The sequence below is a fragment of the Chryseobacterium sp. VD8 genome (assembly GCF_037149975.1).
Taxonomy (GTDB): domain Bacteria; phylum Bacteroidota; class Bacteroidia; order Flavobacteriales; family Weeksellaceae; genus Chryseobacterium; species Chryseobacterium indicum.
This window is the reverse complement of the sequence record NZ_JBBCQL010000071.1, coordinates 1-18258: the sequence shown is the minus strand read 5'-3', so window position 1 is coordinate 18258 and position 18258 is coordinate 1. Positions and strand designations below refer to the sequence as shown.

Sequence of the window (18258 nt, the reverse complement as noted above, 5' to 3'; positions counted from 1 at the left end):
TTACTTCCCGGCAAAACTCTGGTTTCTACGGCAAAATCTCCTTCTTCAAGGGAAGGAATAAATTCTCCTCCCATTCTGCTGAGAATGAAAATTGCCAATACGAAAAGTACAGCCACGATGGAGAATACCATTTTCGGAACTCTTAAAATTTTAAGTAATGTTTTCAGATAGATTTTCTCTACTTTTTTCATCATCCGGTCGGATAAACTCGGTTTTGAGCTTCTTTTTCTCAAAAGCAAAGAACTCATCATCGGAATGTAGGTTAACGACAATAAAAATGCGCCTAATAAAGCGAAAGCGACAGTTTGTGCCATCGGTTTGAACATTTTCCCCTCAATTCCCTGTAAGGTAAGAATCGGAAGGTAAACAATAAGGATGATGATCTGACCGAAGACAGCACTGTTCATCATTTTTCCGGCAGAATCGGTAACAATGGTGTCCATTTCTTCTTTTCCAACGGAGAATATTTTTTTGAATTTTGAATTATGACTGAACTGATGCAGGACGGATTCTACAATAATGACTGCACCGTCGATAATCAAACCAAAGTCCAATGCACCGAGACTCATCAGGTTTCCGCTGACTCCGAAAAGATTCATCATAGAGATGGCAAAAAGCATAGCAAGAGGAATTACAGACGCCACAAGCAGTCCTGCGCGTACATTTCCGAGGAACAAAACCAGTACAAAAACAACAATTAATGCGCCTTCCGTAAGGTTTTTTTCTACGGTTCCGATGGCGTTGTTTACCATTTTGGTACGATCGAGGAAAGGTTCTATTACGACTCCTTTCGGAAGGGTTTTCTGGATTTGTGCGATTTTTTCTTTTACATTTTTAATGACCTGATTGCTGTTTTCGCCTTTCAGCATCATCACCACTGCCCCGGAAACTTCTCCCTGATCGTTGAATGTCATTGCGCCATAGCGTGTTGCAAAGCTGGTTTTCACCTCTGCAACATCTCTTATAAACAGTGGGATTTCATTGGTTTTGGAAGCAATCGCTATATTTTTGATGTCTTCAATATTTCCGATCAGACCTTCGCTTCGGATGTATAAAACGGTAGGACCTTTTTCGATATAAGCTCCTCCTGTGTTCTGGTTATTGGTGTTTAATGCATCGAAAACATCGTCGATGGTGATTCCGTAAGCATTTAATCTGTCGGGATTGACGGCAATTTCGTACTGTTTCAGTTTTCCTCCGAAACTGCTGACTTCAGCAACGCCTTTTACACCGAGAAGCTGTCGTCTCACGATCCAGTCCTGAATGGTGCGGAGTTCTGTGATGTCGTATTTTTTCTCGTAGCCTTTTTCGGGGCGGATCACGTACTGGAAAATTTCGCCTAAACCTGTGGAAATAGGACCTAATTCCGGGGTTCCGATTCCCTGCGGAATCTGGGTCTGAACCTGCTGCAGCCTTTCTGCAACCTGTTGTCTTGCCCAGTAAATATCGACATCATCCTCGAAAACAATGGTAACGAGCGATAAACCGAACCGTGAAAAACTGCGGATTTCTTTTAATCCTGAAATATTATTGTTCGCCTGTTCTATGGGAAATGTCACGAGTCTTTCGATGTCTGTTGCTCCAAATGAAGGAGCAATGGTGATGACCTGAACCTGATTGTTGGTGATATCGGGAACGGCATCTATCGGAAGTTTGGTAACCTGATAGGAACCAATGCCTATCAATCCCAAAATCAACAGCGCAATGATGAGTTTGTTCTTTACAGAAAACTCAATGATTTTTGTTAGCATAATGTTTTGTTGAGCTTATTAGCAGATGATAGATAATAGATAATTGATAATTGATAATAGATGATAGATAACTGGTTTACAGATAAATATCTCTATTTGAATTTACGATTCTAGCAAATGCTTATGAATAAATAAGTTTGATCTGATAAAAAATTAATGAACCTATCGTTGATTAACTTAATATCAAAACGTTCTCAAAGATATTTTGAGAAGAATTCAAAAAAAATCAACAAGATTTCGGCGGCTGCCAAATGGAATTGAGAATATCTTTATTGTAAAAGATGCTTTTGTAAAAAGTCTGTTTGGACTTAATAATCGGATTGGATTCTTTGTCAGACAACTGAAACGTAAAAGGTGTCGCAGGTGTACATACGATGATAAGATGCGCTGCGTGGGAAACAAACGGTAACTGCTGATCTTTGGTGTAATCTGAATCTTTTACAGGATTGTCATAATGGATTTTGAAGAACGAACCAATGGTGAGTTTCGGATTCTGCTCTTTGTGTTCCAGATAATGTTCAATAAGAACCGGAATTTTCAAAAACTGATACAGCTCGGTTGTAGAAACCAAGTATAAACTAAGCAATAGTATTGAGATCAGTTTTTTCACTTCTGCAAAATTATAAAATGTTTCGTTAAGAATGGTTTTAAATTATAGTCTGCCTGAATTTTTTTGCTTAGGCACAAAAGATTTATTAATTATCCGTTATTAATCACATTGATTGTTAATGATGGATTGCTAAGGTTATTTTTATTTAAATCATTCTTTCAAAAGCCCATCAATTTCCTTATAGAAAGAGTCTTTGCTGTAATCTGCCATTCCGGAATGATGCATTCTTATTTTCCCTGTTTTGTCCAGAACAGTGGTTGTCGGAATAGAGCCGCTGTATAATTCTTTAGGAATACTGTCGTTCGGAACTAAAAAAGGAATACTGAATTTTTCTTTCTGCAGATATTTCTTACCCAAAATCATTTCATCATCAAGATTTACCGTAAGAAATACCATATCTTCATTTGATCTGTATCGGTCATATAGTTTCTGAACCGAAGGAAATTCTGCGCGGCATGGAGGACACCACGAAGCCCAGAAATTGATGAAAACTACTTTTCCTCTGAGCTGAGACGTTTCAATTATTTCTCCGCGCTCATTTTTTACACTGAAATTTGGCGGTAGAAGTGAAGAATTTTCTGTTTTTTCTTCGATTTTCGAATTGAATAATCCTGTGGAAATCATTTGTCTCATCACCCATGCTTTTGCATCGGGATTTACCCATAAAAGGATGAGTACAGCAATCATAATCACTGTACTCCAGTTTTTTCTGATCCACAGAGGAAATTTATTCATGATTTATTGGGCAATCTGTTTTCTTACCTCATCTTCGGTTACCAATCCCAGATTATCCCAAACGATTTTATCGTTTTTATAGAGTTTGAGCACCGGAAGCGCAGAAACACTGAGTTCTTTACAGAGTTCTGTGTTTTCATCAACATTGATTCTTACGATCTTTACCTTGTCCGGCATTTCGGCAGCCATTTTTTTAAGGAAAGGTTCCATTTTTTTGCACGGAGCGCACCATTCTGCATAGAAGTCTACCAAAACGGGCGTTTTGCTTTTCAACAAATCATTGTATTGTGCAAGAGTGATTCCTTTTGCGGTTGAAGTTTTGATCTCGGGAAGATCTGCGTTTCTCCATTTCATCATTCCACCCTGCATTTCGTAGACGTTTTTATAGCCTAATTCTCTGAGTTTTGCGGCTGCAGCAGTACTTCTCGGTCCGCTCATACAATAGACGAAAACAGGTTTATTTTTATCTAAAGCGGCTGCTTTTTCTATGAAATCTCCTCCGTTCCAGTCGATATTCATTGCATTTTTCAAATGTCCGTTTTTAAATTCTCCGGATGTTCTTACGTCCACTAACTGCGCGTCTTTGGTTTTATCGAGTTTCTGAGAAAATTCTGTTGCGGGAAGTACGTTATCTGTTATACTTTGTGCTTTTCCGCATCCTGTAAGGATTACTAAGAAAAATGCAACGATGATGTTTCTGTACATTGTTAGATGTTTTGTTTTATTAATCTTTCCAATTCATCTGCCTGAAAGACTCCGGACTGCTTCCACTTCACTTCTCCGTTTTTGAAGATCATTAAAGTAGGAACGCTTCTGATTCCGAACTGTGCGGCAACTGTCTGATTTTTATCGACATCTATTTTGATGATATTTGCCGAATCTCCGATTGCTTTTTTAAGATCCTGAAGAATGGGAGCCTGCATTTTGCACGGACCGCACCATTCTGCGAAAAAGTCTACCAAAACGGGTTTGTCCTGACTGATGATTTCCTGAAATTTGTTCATATTCTATTTTGTTTATTAATGGTTTTACCTGATTTCTTCATATTCAATTTCATCATTGCTCTGTTTAGGATTTTTGGTGGAAACCGAACAGCTTCCTCCTGAACAGCATCCGATATTCAGCAATGGCATCACTGTAAAAAGCACTCCTGTAATGATCAGAAACCACATTCCTGATCTTATGGCTTCAATTGTGAGGAATATTCCCATTGCCAACCGCAGAAGTCTTACAAAGTTCCAGTTTTTAAATAGATTGTGAAACATTTTTTGATTTTTTATTTTACTGAAGAGTTTCTTCCGGTTGAAAATCAACCTATATTTTTGATTTTCCGCATTGTTTTTACCACATTTTCTAAACTTCCGCCATTCACCACATTGGAAATACCATTTTTTTCCAGTATACCTTTTGCCATGGCGCTTCTGTTTCCGCTTCTGCAGAATACAATGATCTCGCTTTTGTTTGTAAACTTTGAAATCTGATTTTTAATTTCGCTCAGTGGAATATTCTGTGCACCTTCTGCACTTCCTGAAGCGAATTCGGAAGGAATTCTCACGTCGACCAGAAAAGGATTGTTTTTCAATGCATTTTCCAGTGCGGAGTTATCTTTTTTGCCAAATAATATGGATAATAAGTTCATTTTTAAAATATTTTCTGAACAAATTTCAGGATTTAAAAATGGCTTTACTGCTACTTTTGTTACATAACTATTTTTCTAAATTAATCTGGAAAAAGTTTGACGAAAAAAAAGCCACAGACTCCGAAGAACTGTGACCAGAAAAAATAGATTTAACGGGAAAATTATTTTGATGATGATAAAATTATGCAGTTTCTTCTATCGCCTGTTCTTTCTTTTTAAATTTCTGAAACAGGAAAATATTCCATAGAATCATTTCATAACCGTAGACCGTATCTTCAATTGGAATCGTCAAAATTCTGATTCCCAGAAAATGTTCAGGATTGTAATTTACAATCGGAGAATCGAGTCCTGTTCCGGTAAGAATTCCGTTCACTCCCAGAAATCCGGGCATCAGAATCAGATAAATAAAAGAAGCTTTGCCGATCCATCTTGCGTTTAATATGAAATACAGTACAAACAGACTGATTGCTGTCGTTAAAAACGTCATGAAAGGATAAATTCTGTTGTTGCAGTACAATGCCAGAATAACCAAAGTAACTATAGAAAAAATAACGAATATTTTCTCCATTTCAGGCTTCCAGTCGAGCCTGAAGAATTTATCCAGACAGAAATAGGTAAAAATACACGAAAACGGAATGCAGATGAAGAATAAGATTTCTTCAATCGGCAGATTTACAATTCTGAGCCCCAGAAGATATTTATCATTAAACCACCACACTCCTATTTTGGTAAACCAGATGTCCCAGATTATAAAAAACAGGGCTACAATAGAGGAAGCAAGGATAAATGCCTTAAAATGCCTGTTGAATTTTATCTTATGATGGAAGGAAAAAATAAAACAGACGATAACCGTAAAAAAATTGATTAACAGATACGTATATTGAAGCATTTTCAGGTGGTTTGTTTCTTAAAGTACATTCTGAAATATTTTACAGGAACCCAAAGAAATCCGAAACACTCCCCTCTTTCTTTTCCTGTATGTTTATGATGCTGTTTGTGTGCTCTTCTGATCGCCAAAAGGTATGGATTCTGGGTATTTCTGAGAATTTTAAAACGCTGATGAATGAAAATATCATGAACGAAGAAGTACGCCATTCCGTACAATGCAATTCCAACCCCGATGTAAAACCAGTGGTTAAAATTCTGCATGGTTCCGTAATACATCAGAATAATGGTGGGAACAGCGAAAATAACGAAGAAATAATCGTTTTTTTCCAATGGTCCGTCGTTGCTGTGATCGTGATGGTCTTTGTGAAGTGACCACAAAAAACCATGCATCACATATTTATGGATGATCCACGTCATTCCTTCCATAATGAAGAATGTGGCTGCTACAATTAGAAAATTCATTATTCCGCAGTATTTTTATTAAACATTTCTTCCAAAATCTTATATCTGTACGTGAAAATATCTTCCACTTTTTTCTTTACCAGAACAGTGTGTGCAATTTCTCCCAAAAATCCCAAAGGCAGTTCGTAATCCACCGTATCTTTCATAAAAATACCATTTTCATTCGGAATAAACTCGTGGTGGTGATGCCAGAGTTTGTAAGGCCCCTGTTCCTGAAAATCGGTGAAACTTTTCTGATGATCTACCTGAATAATTTTGGTTCTCCACTTCATTTTTATTCCGAACAGTGGTGAAACGTAATAATCGATGTTCATTCCTTCGTAGATTTCATCGTTTTCCATTTTGGTTAATACCACAAAGTTCATTTCTTTCGGGGTAATTTTGGAAAGATTATTTGCTGAAGAAAAGAATTTCCATGCGGTTTCGATATCACAATTCAGCTGCTGCTCTCTGTATAGTCTGTGTCTCATTATTCAAGGGTGTAAGTAAATGTATCTACAAAAAAGAAGTTTTATATTGTACGTAACTGCTCATCATTAAAGAAAGCTTTCTTCCGTTGGATATTCTTATTCTCTGGTTGACAATTTTGGCAGCGGACGTTTTTTTAATCTTTCTGAAAAGCGAAATGTAATATCTGTATGCCAGATAAACTCCGAATCTTGAGGATGGAGGAAGTTTTCTGATTCCTTCCAGCGCAACTTTAAATTCTTCTTCAATTTCTTTTTCAATCTGAGCTTTTACCGCATTATCAAAGTATGAAATATCGACATTCGGGAAGTAAGAGCGTCCTAAAATCTGATAATCATCTTTCATGTCACGAAGAAAATTCACTTTCTGAAAAGCTGATCCTAACGTCATGGCATAAGGTTTCAGTCTTTCGAATTCATCAATATTTCCTTCTGTAAAAATATGAAGACACATTAATCCTACCACTTCCGCAGAACCCAGAATATATTCTTTGTATAAATCTGAATTATAATCTATTTTCTGAAGATCCATTTCCATACTTTTCAGAAACTGATGAATAAGGGCGTAATCAATTTTATACTGATGTACGGTTTCCTGAAAAGAATGAAGCACCGGATTCAGAGAAATTTTATCTTCCAAAGCACAGAATGTCTCTTCTTTGTATTTTGAAAGAAGTTTCTGTTTATCATGATCGTGAAAGCTGTCTACGATTTCGTCGGCTAAACGCACGTAACCATAAATAGCGTAGATCGGGTTTCGTATTTTCGGAGAAAGCGCCATAATTCCTAAAGAAAAGCTGGTGCTGTACTGTCTGGTCGTTTCCCTGCTGATTTTATAAGACAGGTCATCAAAAAGTTTTTTCATAGTTAATTCAATTTATTTGCTTCTCTGGCGACTATTTTACCTGATATAATGGATGGCGGAACTCCCGGTCCCGGAACCGTTAGCTGACCTGTGTAAAGAAGATTTTTTACTTTTCTGTTTTTTACAGAAGGTTTTAAAACTGCAGTTTGTGATAAGGTGTTGGCAAGACCGTATGCATTGCCTTTGTAGGCATTATAATCTTTCTTGAAATCTTCTACGCAATAGCTTCTTTTGTACTCTAATTTAGAAATGAGATCTGAAGTTCCTGTATGTTTTTCCAGTCTTGAGATCATTTCAAGGAAATATTTCTCCCTCATTTCTTCAGAATCTTCTATTCCCGGCGCTACAGGCATCAAAAGAAATACGTTTTCTCCGTTTTCCGGTGCGGTATCTTTATCTGTTTTTGAAGGACAGCAAGCGTAAAATAATGGTTTTGTTGGCCACTTTTTATCTTCATAAATTTCGTTTGTATGAAGCTCAAGATCGTTTTCAAAAAATAAAGTGTGATGGGTAAGATTGGGAATTTTTTCGCTAAATCCTAAATAATAGATAAGACAAGAAGGTGCAAAAACTCTCTTTTCCCAATATTTTTCGTCATAATTTCTGTGAGATTCCGGAAGTAAAGTTTCGGTATGCTGATAATCTGATGAAGCAATCACCGTGTCGAATCTTAATTCTTCACCATTGATTTTCAGACCAACCGCTTTGTTATTTTCAAGAATGATTTTCTCAACGTTGGAATCGAAATGAAAATGGACTCCGCCTTCAGAAGCGATCTGCATCATTGCCTGTGTAACTTTTGCGAATCCTCCCATCGGATACCATGTTCCTAATTTATATCCGCCGTAGTTCATTAAACTATAAAGAGCGGGGATGTCTTTCGGCGCTGCTCCTAAGAAAATTACAGGAAATTCCATGAGCATAATAAGCTTAGGATTTTTGAAGTATTTTCTTACAAACCGCTGAAAATTGGTGAGTAAATCCAGTTTTAAAGCACTTTTCGCAATTTTTGGAGAAATAAATTCAAACCATGAATGGCAGGGTTTGTTTACGAAATCTTTCATTCCGACTTCATATTTGTACTGGGCATCGTTCATGAATTCGTCAAGCTGTTTTCCTGCGCCTTTTTCTATGCTTTCGAAAAGGTCTTTCATTTCTTCATAATTCTCAGGAATTCCCATCACTCCGTCTGAAAATACCATTTCAAACTGAGGATTCAGAGGAATGAGATCATAGAAATCCGAAGATTTCCTTCCGAAGTCATTAAAAAAAGCTTCGATAATATCAGGCATCCAATACCAGCTTGGTCCCATATCGAATACGTAACCATTATCCGTTGTAAACTGTCTTGCTCTTCCTCCCACTTCGCTGTTTTTCTCGAAAACATGCACTTCGTATCCGTCTTTGGATAAATAGGAAGCTGCCGACAAGCCGGAAAATCCTGAACCGATAATTGCTACTTTTCTGCTCATAGTTTTAGTTTTTAAATGCGTATTCCTGATAAACCGTAGTGATAAGATCTTTGCTGTCGATATTTCTGGAAAATATCGGATGGTGAAAACGGTCAAGTTTATTAAGAATACGTATAAGTTCCATTTTTTCTGTATAATTTAGGTTTCCGGCAACAATATTAGTTGCGTTTCGGATCTTTTCCATCTGTTTGTCAAGAGCAAGCAGCCCTTTTTCTGAAATGCTGATGTATTTACTTCTTTTATCATCATCAGATTCGGTCTGTTCGATCCATCCCTGTTTTAATAATCTGGCAATAATGAGCATTCCCGCAGGTTTTTCCTGAATATTTTTTTTAATCAGCTCTGTTTTGGTCATTCTTCCGAAAGATCTCAGATTAATGAGGTAAATAAATTCTTCCTGCGTAGAAAATTCGGAATTCGCGATTGCAGATTTAGAATAAGTTTTTGCATATCTGTTAAGATGTACCAAAAGTGTATTAATAGCACTTTCAGGGCTTCTTCCATTTTCTTTTCCTTCCCAATAGGGATCATTTTGCTTATCCTGATTTTTAGAAGATTCTTTATTATGTATCCAGGTTTTGAATCCTTCAACATCTTTAGAATATATATTTCCCGAATTTTCAGCTTCAAATTCTTCTAATAATCCTATTATATCTTTAATCAAAGAATATTCCATTTTGTAAAAATTAGTATACAAATATACCATTTAATTTAAAATAATAAATATTTATATACTTAAATATTTTTTCATTATCTTTAAAAATTATTAACTATGGATATGAAAACTAATTCTGATATAAAAGAAACCTCATCCGGTGACTGTAAAAAATATATCAATGATTATCTGCATTCCTGTGTAAAGAAGGAATTCGGGCTGGACATTTCATTTGGAGAAGAATATGAAATCATGCAGAATATTGTTTCCAATAAGTCTATGATTGTCCCTAAATTCTCCGATTATATTGTGGAAAATCCTAAACTTCATGCTTTCCTGAAGGCACACATCGCTCATCTTAATAAAGAGATGTTCGCTTCCCATATTTCTTAAAACAACATTTGATAAAATAAATTTATGAAGGGCGTTCTGAAGTTTCAGAGCGCTTTTTTGTAGATGGAATTTTCGGTTATTGTTTGCTTCTCCGTTCAAAAAGAAGAACGAAATTAAGATTTAATATTCGAAAAGATGTGTCAGCAATTTTATATAACCAAAAACTCCTCAAAAATCTGAGGAGTTAAATAGAAAAGTAAATGGTGTGAAAAAACAAGTGTATAAATAAATTTTATTCAAAATCCAGCAAACCGTCGGCGAGAATCTTCCACTGCATTTTTCCAAATCCGAAAATTCCGCCCAGAGCGATGAAAAAATTTCTTATTTTATCCCAAAAAGATGTATTGCAATTCGGTCTTTCGTTTCTCCCGTATACTGCGGCTTTCAATAAATTTCCTTCCTTGGAGATCAACATACTGGAAGTGGCTGCAGGTGTATAAAAATGCGCAACATAGCCTTTCAGCTTATTGGGCTCTTTAGACGGTCTGCACATCATCAGATAAGATTCGCTTTTGTCTGTATCCCGATGCGAGATATTAATGATCTCTACCCAGTCGTATCCTTTAGCTTCCACCGTTCCGGGACCGGGAATGGCAATTCTTATAAAATCTCCTTTTTGGGGAAAACGGTCTGCCAATTCTCCGGAAGCATCAAAATGTTTAAAATCTGCAGAAGCATTACCACAGTATTCTTTCCATCGGTTAATAGAAAAAAAACGTTCTTTGAGAACAGCAAATTTTGAGTTGATTTCTAAAATCTTAAACTGTTTCGTACTTTCGGTATCGTGGAATCCTCCTTTCTTTTGTATCGGAACCCCCGGAATCTGCTTCGGCTTCATATTTCTTTCTTTGTGATGATCTGTTACAAATTTAGTATACAATATTGCAGCTGATTATGAGCAGAATCACAATCATGTATTTTATTTGCCAATTGATTATAATCATACATTTATTATTCAGGAATAACGAAATTCGGTTTACTGAATCAACAGAAAAGAATTGTAAACGAAGTGTTATTTTTATGAAAAAGAATTTTTTCGACCGGTTTGCAGATCGGTCAGCATGTTTTGCCGGAAGTCCCGAAGCCTTTATCGGAGCAAGTGTTTTAGTAATTATCTGGGCTGCAACGGGTCCGTTTTTTAAATTTTCGGAGGTCTGGCAAATGGTTATTAATACAGGAACCACAATTGTTACCTTCTTAATGGTTTTTCTTATCCAGAAAGCTCAGAATAAAGATTCAAGCCATCCAGATTAAACTTAATGAACTGATTAAAGCGCATGAGAAGGCTAATAACAGAATTGTAGATATCGAAGATCTTACAGAAGATGAACTGGACGAACTTCATAAACTTTATGAAAAATTCGGAAAGCTTCCCAAGAGAAAAGAGGACGATCCTGCCTGAGACCGAGGATGATGCAGTTAAATATTTTGTTGCTGGTTAAGCTTAATCAGTATTCTAAATCTATTAAATAATTTATGATGATGAATCTCCGGAACGATCTATTAGAATTTACAGGAAATTATTTTCAGACAACCAAAGAAACCATTGCCATCGCAGAGAGTGTAACGGCTGGGTTTTTACAGTTTTCATTTTCGCAGATTAAAGATGCCTCAACTTTTTTCAAGGGCGGAATTACGACGTATACGCTGGAAGAAAAAGTAAGATTTTTAAAAGTTGACCGAAAAGAAGCAGAAGAGAACGATTGTGTTTCGCAGAATATTGCAGATACCATGGCTTTAAATGTTACAGACTTATTTCATACCGATTGGGGAATTGCCATTACAGGTTATGCAACTCCAGTGGGAGAATCGGAACACAGGCTTTTTGCTTATTTCAGTTTTGTCTATAAAAATAAAACAGTCTTTTCCCACAAAATGAATCTTAATTCCAGAAAAGAAGCGATTAATGCCCAAATGTGTTACAGTGAATTTATTCTGGAATGCCTGAAAGTTGAAATGGAAAAACAGCTGACAATGAAGTAGAAAGAAAATTAACACCACCACACCACAAACATTATACATGGAAAGTTTACAGCTAAAAGGCAAAAACGTTTTTATAACAGGAGCAGACAGCGGAATCGGAAAAGCAACAGCACTGCTATTCGCCAAGGAAGGAGCAAATATTGCTTTCATTCATTATAAAGACAGAAAGGATGCAGAAAAAACCAATAAAGAAATTGCAGGTTTCGGAAAAAAATAAATTCCCGATGAATGTAAAGAGATAATTCTGAAATTGGTTTAAAAAAGGTTATAAAAAAACTATTCTCAGCATTTATTTCTGAGAATAGTTTTGTAATTTATTTAAGAAGGTATTTCCTATTTAACTGCTGATTTTGCTTTCTCAGATTCCATTAAATGGTGTTCTAAAGTAGGAAGTGTACTGCTGGCAAAAGATTTCAGCGATGCTTCCGAACCGGAGGCAGCTTCTTTTTTAAACGCTGCAATATCTTCTTTATGATCGCTTACCATAAGATCGGTGTAGGCTTTGTCGAAATCTTTTCCTTTTTTAGCTTTCAGATCATCATACATTTTCTGTTGATCTGCATCTAAACTTGTCGGTAGTGTATATCCTGCTGTGGATGCCCATTTTTTAAGCTCATCATTGGCTTTGCTGTGGTCTTTTACCATCATTTCACCCAATGATTTCACTGTGGCATTTTCTGCATTCGTTGCCGCAAGTTTGCCCATCATCACTTCCATCATTCCTCCTTTTGCTGCAGCATCGGCAAACGATTTATCCTGATCGCTAAGAGAGGTTTTGGAAGCAGAATCCGGCTGTGTAGCTGCTGCATTTGCGGAATCATTTTTCATCATTCCCGAATCTGCGGGTGCCGTCATTGCAGTACTGTCCGCAGAAGTGTCTACATTGGTCGTTTCATTTTTTTTACAGGCTACCATCGCTGCGATAGCAAGAATACTTAGAATTGAATTTTTCATAATATTAATATGTTTGTGGTTTAATTTGCAGGATATTTTATGTTTGATTTCTAATGTGTAACAATTTGTCTGCCAAAAGTTTAAGATAGCAGCAGAACAGATACCACAATTATTGATCTAAATTAGATATTAAAAAAAATTTATCAGAAACCGCTGATTTCTGTCTGAGAAGAAGGAACCTGTTGTTTCAGTTCGAAGCTGAATTCAGGAAATTGATGTAAGGTAAAATTGTAATCAATCTGTTTTTCAGAAAGAAAATCTTTAATGGTAGCAATAAGATTCCGGATCCTCCAAATATGGAAGGTGTATTTCTGATCTGCAAAAGAATCGATCTGTTTACAGACATTAACGAAGGTACGCTGAACAATCTCTTCTGCAAATTCTTTAGAAGAAACCGATTTTAAAGCAAGCCCATACAATATACTGCTGTAGTTTTTGTAGAGTTTTTCAAATCCCTGCTGCCGGTTTTTCTTTATCAAAATACACAAGGCGACCTCTGCTGAGTTGATTTCGGTATTTAATTTTGTCATGTGGTGGTTGCGATATGGTACTGAATCATACTATTTTTTACGTCATCCAATGTCATCAGAAATTTAAAAATGATAGTAACAGAACATCAACGCAACTGACAAATCTCTACACTCTATAAATAAAATTTTACGATTTCTATCTAAACGATCAGATAAAATCTACTATACAAATGCTATGCTAGAAATTTTAATTTCCGGAAATGATGAGATTAAAATTGGAGAATTTGTTAATAACATTAACCAAAAGCATACTATAAATATGATAAAGTATTGATTAAATTTTCGAATTTTCACATTCATTTCTATATTTTTTACTCCGAAAGTTATCTGAAATTAGATAAAAAACAAAGAGGCTGTATCACAACTCGTGAAGACAGCCTTTTTTTATGTTTTTTTTCGACCTGCTCTGTCTGATAATGCTACTTACTTCTCAAAAAACAAATCCGCTTCGGCTTTTCTTCTTCTCACCAAACCTGCCAGAACTTTTCCGCCTGCTGTGGTGTATTTTGTAGTAAACCAGCTTCTGATGGATTCTGCATCTGCTTTTTTATTGATAAGTGAGAACAAGGTATCCGATCCTCCTGTGTTGTACGTGTGCGAAACAAGCGCATCGAACTGGTTTTGGGTAAGCTGAATTTTAATTTTTGCTGACACTATTTTTTCATAGGTGGGTAAAACCGATGCAAACAATTCCGCTCCTTTTTCCTTTGTAATCGGCAGATCTTTCATGGTCACTTTTTTGCCTCCGGGATAATAGGTGTTTCCGTAGCCGATTGTCGGAATTCCGGCAGAATCCAGATAAGGCTTTGCGCTGAAGCCTTCGAATGATAAAATGAAGTTTATACCTTTTTGTGATGTTGTCATTTTTTTAAATATTTGTAAGTGAAAAATGCGAGAATTATAATTCCTGCAATGATGGTGATAACAATCCATGCGCCTGCCTGAAATCCGTTTACTTTTATCTTTTTTGTCTGTGCAGAAATTTTGAGATCAGATTCTTTTTTTACTTCTTTAGAAATGATTTTCTGATCTGTGTTCCGGATAAGACTTACCGCCTGCTCTTTTTTTATCTCTGATTTTTTGTTGTCTGATTTCACATAATGATTATTGATAATATATTCTGCATTTCCCACAATTGAAATACTCTGAAGCGTATCTTTCCCTACAATGTTGTGGTAAACAAAAGGATTGGCTTCATCGGATTTTCCTTTAATAAATATTTCTCCGGATTTTTCGTCTTTCCTATCATCAGAAAGCGTTTGCGAGGAATTGTTCTGAGCAGACTGCCGGGTTTGTGAACTCAGAGAATCTGTTTTTACTTTTTCTGATTCCTTCCTGTTTTCTTCATAATGAGTGACTACTTTATTTTTACTTCTGCAGCCAAAAGCCATACTCATTAGTGTGATGAGCAGTAAAGTTTTTATTTTCATGATCTTGGTGTTTGAAATTGGAGTTTTATGAGAATACTTTATCCTCTTTTAAATATTCTTTCCTGATACTTTCCAACAGCATCTCCGAATTAACTTTATAGCCCGGTTCTTCAGATGCAATCGCCTTTAAGCATACATCCTGAATGATGTTCATAATATTGGATCCTGTAAGTTCGTATCTTCTGGAAATCTGATCCAGATTAATATCTCCCAAATCCAGCTGCTGCGGTAAATTCTGCTCCCAGATGCGCAGACGTTCTTCGTACTTAGGATTATTGAATTTTATACAGCTGTGGAAACGTCTCGTAAAGGCTTTATCCATATTGTTTTTGAAATTGGACGCAAGAATAATAAGTCCCGAAAAAGTTTCTATCCGCTGCAGGAGGTAGGAGACTTCCTGATTGGCGTACTTATCATGCGCATCGCGAACATTGGTTCTTTTCCCGAAAATAGCATCCGCTTCATCAAAAAATAATATCCAGTTTTTATTTTCTGCCTTATCGAATAATTTTGCCAGATGTTTTTCTGTTTCGCCGATATATTTTGAAACCAGCATGGATACATCTACTCTGAACACAGGACGCTGGGTATATTTTCCCAAGAGACTTGCAGCAAGCGTTTTTCCGGTTCCGGGATCTCCATAAAACAGTACGCGGAAGCCCGGTTTAAGTTTCTTCTGCATTCCCCAGTCTTCCATTAAAATCCGGCTGCTGTTGTACCAGTCTTCAATACCTTTAAGCTCTTCCAGAGTGGTTTGAGGAAGGATTAAATCTGCCCATGTTCTGCCTGTATGAAGCTGTTCCGCAGGAAAATCGCTGCTCATTTTAGGAAGCTGTTCTGTCCCGAACATTAAAGCATCAAAAGCATCCTGATGAACACTAATCAGACTATTAACCGATGTGCTTTCCTGTGCAGAACCTGAAAAAACAAGAAGTTCTTCTTTTACCAATACTGAATTCTGCCCGAAATAATCCAATGCTTTTAATCGTTCTAAAATACTTTCTCCGCCAAGAATGTATTGCAATGCCTGAACAGTAGGATTAAAAAGTCTTCCGTTATCGTTAACCGAACAGAAATCAAAGAACGGACTGGATGGATATTCAAGATAAACTCTCTTCAGTAAAGATGGATCCAATCTCGGCAGTAAAGCCATTAATAAAATAATAACTTCCTGATGAGTCAGTTTTTTTTCTGAAATGTAATTTCCCAGATGAGAGCCTTTGTAATCGTTCGGATTAAGCTGGGGTGCCAGATTAAAATCTTCATCAGAATGACTGACACGCCATGTAATAACGCTTTCTAAATGGGTGAATAAGTTTTGTAATTGTATTGAATCCATTAATTCTATTCTTTTTTCTTTATTAATTTAAAATTTAAGTTCCGGTTATTCTTAGTCGTAAACATAGATCTCAATAACACCGTACTGTTCTTCAAAATCTATCGGAGATTGGTCTGAAGTATTAAAAACACTCAGAATTATATGATCTGCCGATGCTCTGTAGCAGTAACATTCTGCACGGTCTTTTTTATACGGTTTATTTATTCTGGCATTAATCCATACTTTATTTTCCGGAAATGCATCGCCCATTTTTCCTGTAAACTGTCCGTAATCGGTACGCGCCCATTCAATATCTCCGAGTGTATTTTCCAGTACGATAAATTTTGGATCAAAACTTCCGCCGGCATTGTTTAATAATGCTCTGTAAATTTTATAGCTGCTTCCGGTAATGCTTTTTATCTTTTCGTCTACCCATCTTTTCTGAACAAAAGAATTTTCTGTATAATTATCTCCATAATAATTCTGCCCTACGATACCAGGTCCATCAGTTGGAGCACCCACATCTATTCTGTCCAGCCATTGGGTAAGATTGATGTATTTATCTAATCCCTGAGACAACGAAATCTGCATAGGACTTGATAATATCTGAGTTCTGTCGCCCATAAGATCACCAGAGAATATGGTTGTAAATCCGTCGGCAACGGAAATACTTGCAGCCCCACTTTTAATGGCTCCTCCCCCTTCGGTTGAAAATTCTATTTCTCCCGTTACAGGTTTTCCGGGTAAAGTCCCCGATAACGGAACAGGATCTGTTTTATTGATCCAACCAAACTGTCCTGAAGAATTCCCCACAAATACTTTATTATAAGATGCGTCTCCTGCCGGAATGTATGACGGATTGATAGAAAATGATCCGTTAAACTTTACCCATCTCTGAAGAAAATCTCCGGTAATTAAAGCCATGGCAAGAGTACTCTGCTGAAAACTTCCAAAAACGCCTTCGGAAGTGTTATTATATCCCGTTAAAGTATTATTGGAGTGGATAATAAGTTTATTGGATAATGCACCGTCGTTATGACCTGCTCCAACGCCGATCAGGATATTATTCTGACCTGTAATTCCCTGTCCTGAAGATGCTCCGATGATGATATTACGATCGCCTAAACCTGTTGTGTTAGATGCTTTGTAACCGATAAGCGTATTCAGATTTCCGGTGGTCATATTATATCCGGACGCTGTTCCTACTAAGGTGTTCTTAAATCCGGACGTTACTTTAAACCCTGTTTCTTCTCCTACCATTACATTAGAGTTTCCAGAAACGGCGTTCTGTCCTGCAACAACTCCAACAAACGTATTAAACGATCCTGTTGTAAGTTCCTGTCCTGCAGCAGCCCCAAAAGCAATATTGTTATTTCCTGTGGTTACTTTTGATAGGCAGTTGTATCCGAATGTATGATTGTAAAATCCAGTATGATTAGGATTAATATTGCCCCAGAAAAAGGAATAAGTTGCCGGATTCACTCCAATATTGGCATAAGTACGTTCGGAACCATCCAGAAAAGTAATCGGTTTGGGAGAATATGCATCTCTGCTTACAACGGAAGCAAGCGTTTCATCTGCCAGCGTTTCTGTTGTTGTGATTCCTGATGATCTTTTAATATAAAATTTCCCATCTGTAAGAGGCTTTTCTATTTTTTTATTCAGTTCACCCTGAAGTCCTTCCACCATTCCGATGGTGACATTCGAGATTCCTGTAGGCAGATAATTATATTTATTGGTTTTTACACCACCTTTAAAAAGATAAAGGGAAAAGCTTCCTGCCGAATCCGGAATTGCAATAAAATCGTTATCCTGAAATTCGTATGATTCAGAATGTTCTGCAAATAAAGAGATGTCCTTTTCAGCAACTTCAACGAGATTGGTTATGCCCAAGGCTTCGATTTTTTCGGCGAGGATCTTTTGATTGCTGTCTACAAAATCGTTTAAAAGCATATATTTCGCATCGCTCTGGTCTTTTGTATAAACCGTTCCCGTATTATTTGCGTCATCAATAGTAGCGGTATTTTCAGGTTGTTTTCCTACTCCTAGTGCTGTTTTCCACGCCTGAAGATGGCTGCTGTCTAAATTTGAAGCATCTTTGGTGGC

The 18258-nt window shown here is 36.7% G+C and carries 22 protein-coding genes and 2 pseudogenes; 4 read left to right on the top strand and 20 right to left on the bottom strand.

What is annotated here, in order from left to right; translation table 11 throughout:
• From WFK35_RS10150 to WFK35_RS10090, 13 genes are all read right to left on the bottom strand, one after another.
• Positions 1-1751, bottom strand: a 1751-nt coding sequence (locus WFK35_RS10150; protein WP_336732569.1) for an efflux RND transporter permease subunit, incomplete at its 3' end; no start/stop codon positions are given.
• 226 nt (positions 1752-1977) lie between these two features.
• Positions 1978-2361, bottom strand: coding sequence for a hypothetical protein (locus WFK35_RS10145; protein ID WP_076394911.1), 384 nt, complete (start codon positions 2359-2361; stop codon positions 1978-1980).
• 150 nt (positions 2362-2511) lie between these two features.
• The gene (locus tag WFK35_RS10140) at positions 2512-3096 is read right to left on the bottom strand and encodes a TlpA family protein disulfide reductase (protein WP_336732568.1); all 585 of its coding nucleotides are present in this window, start codon (positions 3094-3096) and stop codon (positions 2512-2514) included.
• 3 nt (positions 3097-3099) lie between these two features.
• A complete protein-coding gene (locus tag WFK35_RS10135; RefSeq protein ID WP_336732567.1) occupies positions 3100-3801 on the bottom strand; it encodes a thioredoxin domain-containing protein in 702 nt (233 codons plus the stop codon).
• A gap of 2 nt (positions 3802-3803) precedes the next feature.
• The gene (gene trxA, locus WFK35_RS10130) at positions 3804-4100 is read right to left on the bottom strand and encodes a thioredoxin (protein ID WP_336732566.1); all 297 of its coding nucleotides are present in this window, start codon (positions 4098-4100) and stop codon (positions 3804-3806) included.
• 24 nt (positions 4101-4124) lie between these two features.
• On the bottom strand, positions 4125-4361 hold the full coding sequence (locus tag WFK35_RS10125) for a hypothetical protein (protein WP_336732565.1): 237 nt from the start codon (positions 4359-4361) through the stop codon (positions 4125-4127).
• A gap of 44 nt (positions 4362-4405) precedes the next feature.
• Positions 4406-4735 (bottom strand): rhodanese-like domain-containing protein, encoded by a 330-nt coding sequence (locus tag WFK35_RS10120; RefSeq protein WP_336732564.1) that lies wholly within the window; start codon positions 4733-4735, stop codon positions 4406-4408.
• Between the two features lie 181 nt (positions 4736-4916).
• Entirely contained in the window at positions 4917-5624 is a 708-nt protein-coding gene (locus WFK35_RS10115; protein WP_336732563.1) for a lycopene cyclase domain-containing protein, read from the bottom strand.
• 2 nt (positions 5625-5626) lie between these two features.
• A complete protein-coding gene (locus WFK35_RS10110) occupies positions 5627-6085 on the bottom strand; it encodes a beta-carotene hydroxylase (RefSeq protein WP_336732562.1) in 459 nt (152 codons plus the stop codon).
• Positions 6085-6555 (bottom strand): SRPBCC family protein, encoded by a 471-nt coding sequence (locus tag WFK35_RS10105; protein WP_336732561.1) that lies wholly within the window; start codon positions 6553-6555, stop codon positions 6085-6087. The genes WFK35_RS10110 and WFK35_RS10105 overlap by 1 nt, the downstream gene beginning before the upstream one ends.
• A 25-nt stretch (positions 6556-6580) precedes the next feature.
• Complete coding sequence (locus WFK35_RS10100; protein ID WP_336732560.1) at positions 6581-7417, bottom strand: phytoene/squalene synthase family protein; 837 nt, start codon at positions 7415-7417, stop codon at positions 6581-6583.
• A 2-nt stretch (positions 7418-7419) separates the two neighbouring features.
• Positions 7420-8889, bottom strand: coding sequence for a phytoene desaturase family protein (locus WFK35_RS10095; protein WP_336732559.1), 1470 nt, complete (start codon positions 8887-8889; stop codon positions 7420-7422).
• 4 nt (positions 8890-8893) lie between these two features.
• Complete coding sequence (locus WFK35_RS10090) at positions 8894-9565, bottom strand: MarR family winged helix-turn-helix transcriptional regulator (RefSeq protein WP_336732558.1); 672 nt, start codon at positions 9563-9565, stop codon at positions 8894-8896.
• Positions 9566-9667: 102 nt separating this feature from the next.
• Here WFK35_RS10090 and WFK35_RS10085 point away from each other — a divergent pair, with 102 nt between their 5' ends.
• On the top strand, positions 9668-9937 hold the full coding sequence (locus WFK35_RS10085) for a hypothetical protein (protein WP_336712861.1): 270 nt from the start codon (positions 9668-9670) through the stop codon (positions 9935-9937).
• A 232-nt stretch (positions 9938-10169) separates the two neighbouring features.
• Here the strand turns inward: WFK35_RS10085 and WFK35_RS10080 are convergent, their stop codons facing one another.
• Positions 10170-10775 carry a hypothetical protein gene (locus WFK35_RS10080; protein WP_336732557.1) on the bottom strand — a complete coding sequence of 202 codons (606 nt, stop codon included), beginning with the start codon at positions 10773-10775 and terminating at the stop codon, positions 10170-10172.
• A gap of 56 nt (positions 10776-10831) precedes the next feature.
• On the opposite strand from WFK35_RS10080, the pseudogene WFK35_RS23275 reads away from it, so the two are divergent.
• From WFK35_RS23275 to WFK35_RS10060, 3 genes and pseudogenes are all read left to right on the top strand, one after another.
• Positions 10832-11339, top strand: a pseudogene (locus tag WFK35_RS23275) (low affinity iron permease family protein).
• Between the two features lie 74 nt (positions 11340-11413).
• Positions 11414-11920 carry a CinA family protein gene (locus WFK35_RS10065; protein WP_336732555.1) on the top strand — a complete coding sequence of 169 codons (507 nt, stop codon included), beginning with the start codon at positions 11414-11416 and terminating at the stop codon, positions 11918-11920.
• 37 nt (positions 11921-11957) lie between these two features.
• Positions 11958-12137 carry an SDR family NAD(P)-dependent oxidoreductase gene (locus WFK35_RS10060; protein ID WP_336732554.1) on the top strand — a complete coding sequence of 60 codons (180 nt, stop codon included), beginning with the start codon at positions 11958-11960 and terminating at the stop codon, positions 12135-12137.
• A gap of 116 nt (positions 12138-12253) precedes the next feature.
• Here WFK35_RS10060 and WFK35_RS10055 read toward each other — a convergent pair whose 3' ends face one another.
• The 6 genes and pseudogenes from WFK35_RS10055 to WFK35_RS10030 form a co-directional block, all read right to left on the bottom strand.
• Positions 12254-12874 carry a DUF4142 domain-containing protein gene (locus tag WFK35_RS10055; protein ID WP_336732553.1) on the bottom strand — a complete coding sequence of 207 codons (621 nt, stop codon included), beginning with the start codon at positions 12872-12874 and terminating at the stop codon, positions 12254-12256.
• A gap of 143 nt (positions 12875-13017) precedes the next feature.
• Complete coding sequence (locus WFK35_RS10050) at positions 13018-13404, bottom strand: RNA polymerase sigma factor (protein WP_336732552.1); 387 nt, start codon at positions 13402-13404, stop codon at positions 13018-13020.
• 423 nt (positions 13405-13827) lie between these two features.
• A complete protein-coding gene (locus WFK35_RS10045; RefSeq protein ID WP_336732551.1) occupies positions 13828-14268 on the bottom strand; it encodes a lysozyme in 441 nt (146 codons plus the stop codon).
• Complete coding sequence (locus WFK35_RS10040; RefSeq protein WP_336732550.1) at positions 14265-14834, bottom strand: hypothetical protein; 570 nt, start codon at positions 14832-14834, stop codon at positions 14265-14267. The genes WFK35_RS10045 and WFK35_RS10040 overlap by 4 nt, the downstream gene beginning before the upstream one ends.
• Before the next feature lie 25 nt (positions 14835-14859).
• Complete coding sequence (locus WFK35_RS10035; protein WP_336732549.1) at positions 14860-16173, bottom strand: ATP-binding protein; 1314 nt, start codon at positions 16171-16173, stop codon at positions 14860-14862.
• Between the two features lie 51 nt (positions 16174-16224).
• A pseudogene (locus WFK35_RS10030) lies at positions 16225-18258 on the bottom strand (hypothetical protein); the annotation flags it as partial.

Coding starts and splice junctions, on each gene's coding strand:
- WFK35_RS10055 (WP_336732553.1), bottom strand. CDS start 12,874: ATGAAAAATTCAATTCTAAGTATTCTTGCTATCGCAGCGATGGTAGCC.
- WFK35_RS10140 (WP_336732568.1), bottom strand. CDS start 3,096: ATGAATAAATTTCCTCTGTGGATCAGAAAAAACTGGAGTACAGTGATT.
- WFK35_RS10135 (WP_336732567.1), bottom strand. CDS start 3,801: ATGTACAGAAACATCATCGTTGCATTTTTCTTAGTAATCCTTACAGGA.
- WFK35_RS10115 (WP_336732563.1), bottom strand. CDS start 5,624: ATGCTTCAATATACGTATCTGTTAATCAATTTTTTTACGGTTATCGTC.
- WFK35_RS10125 (WP_336732565.1), bottom strand. CDS start 4,361: ATGTTTCACAATCTATTTAAAAACTGGAACTTTGTAAGACTTCTGCGG.
- WFK35_RS10035 (WP_336732549.1), bottom strand. CDS start 16,173: ATGGATTCAATACAATTACAAAACTTATTCACCCATTTAGAAAGCGTT.
- WFK35_RS10095 (WP_336732559.1), bottom strand. CDS start 8,889: ATGAGCAGAAAAGTAGCAATTATCGGTTCAGGATTTTCCGGCTTGTCG.
- WFK35_RS10090 (WP_336732558.1), bottom strand. CDS start 9,565: ATGGAATATTCTTTGATTAAAGATATAATAGGATTATTAGAAGAATTT.
- WFK35_RS10120 (WP_336732564.1), bottom strand. CDS start 4,735: ATGAACTTATTATCCATATTATTTGGCAAAAAAGATAACTCCGCACTG.
- WFK35_RS10080 (WP_336732557.1), bottom strand. CDS start 10,775: ATGAAGCCGAAGCAGATTCCGGGGGTTCCGATACAAAAGAAAGGAGGA.
- WFK35_RS10045 (WP_336732551.1), bottom strand. CDS start 14,268: ATGACAACATCACAAAAAGGTATAAACTTCATTTTATCATTCGAAGGC.
- WFK35_RS10050 (WP_336732552.1), bottom strand. CDS start 13,404: ATGACAAAATTAAATACCGAAATCAACTCAGCAGAGGTCGCCTTGTGT.
- trxA (WP_336732566.1), bottom strand. CDS start 4,100: ATGAACAAATTTCAGGAAATCATCAGTCAGGACAAACCCGTTTTGGTA.
- WFK35_RS10065 (WP_336732555.1), top strand. CDS start 11,414: ATGATGATGAATCTCCGGAACGATCTATTAGAATTTACAGGAAATTAT.
- WFK35_RS10085 (WP_336712861.1), top strand. CDS start 9,668: ATGAAAACTAATTCTGATATAAAAGAAACCTCATCCGGTGACTGTAAA.
- WFK35_RS10060 (WP_336732554.1), top strand. CDS start 11,958: ATGGAAAGTTTACAGCTAAAAGGCAAAAACGTTTTTATAACAGGAGCA.
- WFK35_RS10110 (WP_336732562.1), bottom strand. CDS start 6,085: ATGAATTTTCTAATTGTAGCAGCCACATTCTTCATTATGGAAGGAATG.
- WFK35_RS10040 (WP_336732550.1), bottom strand. CDS start 14,834: ATGAAAATAAAAACTTTACTGCTCATCACACTAATGAGTATGGCTTTT.
- WFK35_RS10105 (WP_336732561.1), bottom strand. CDS start 6,555: ATGAGACACAGACTATACAGAGAGCAGCAGCTGAATTGTGATATCGAA.
- WFK35_RS10100 (WP_336732560.1), bottom strand. CDS start 7,417: ATGAAAAAACTTTTTGATGACCTGTCTTATAAAATCAGCAGGGAAACG.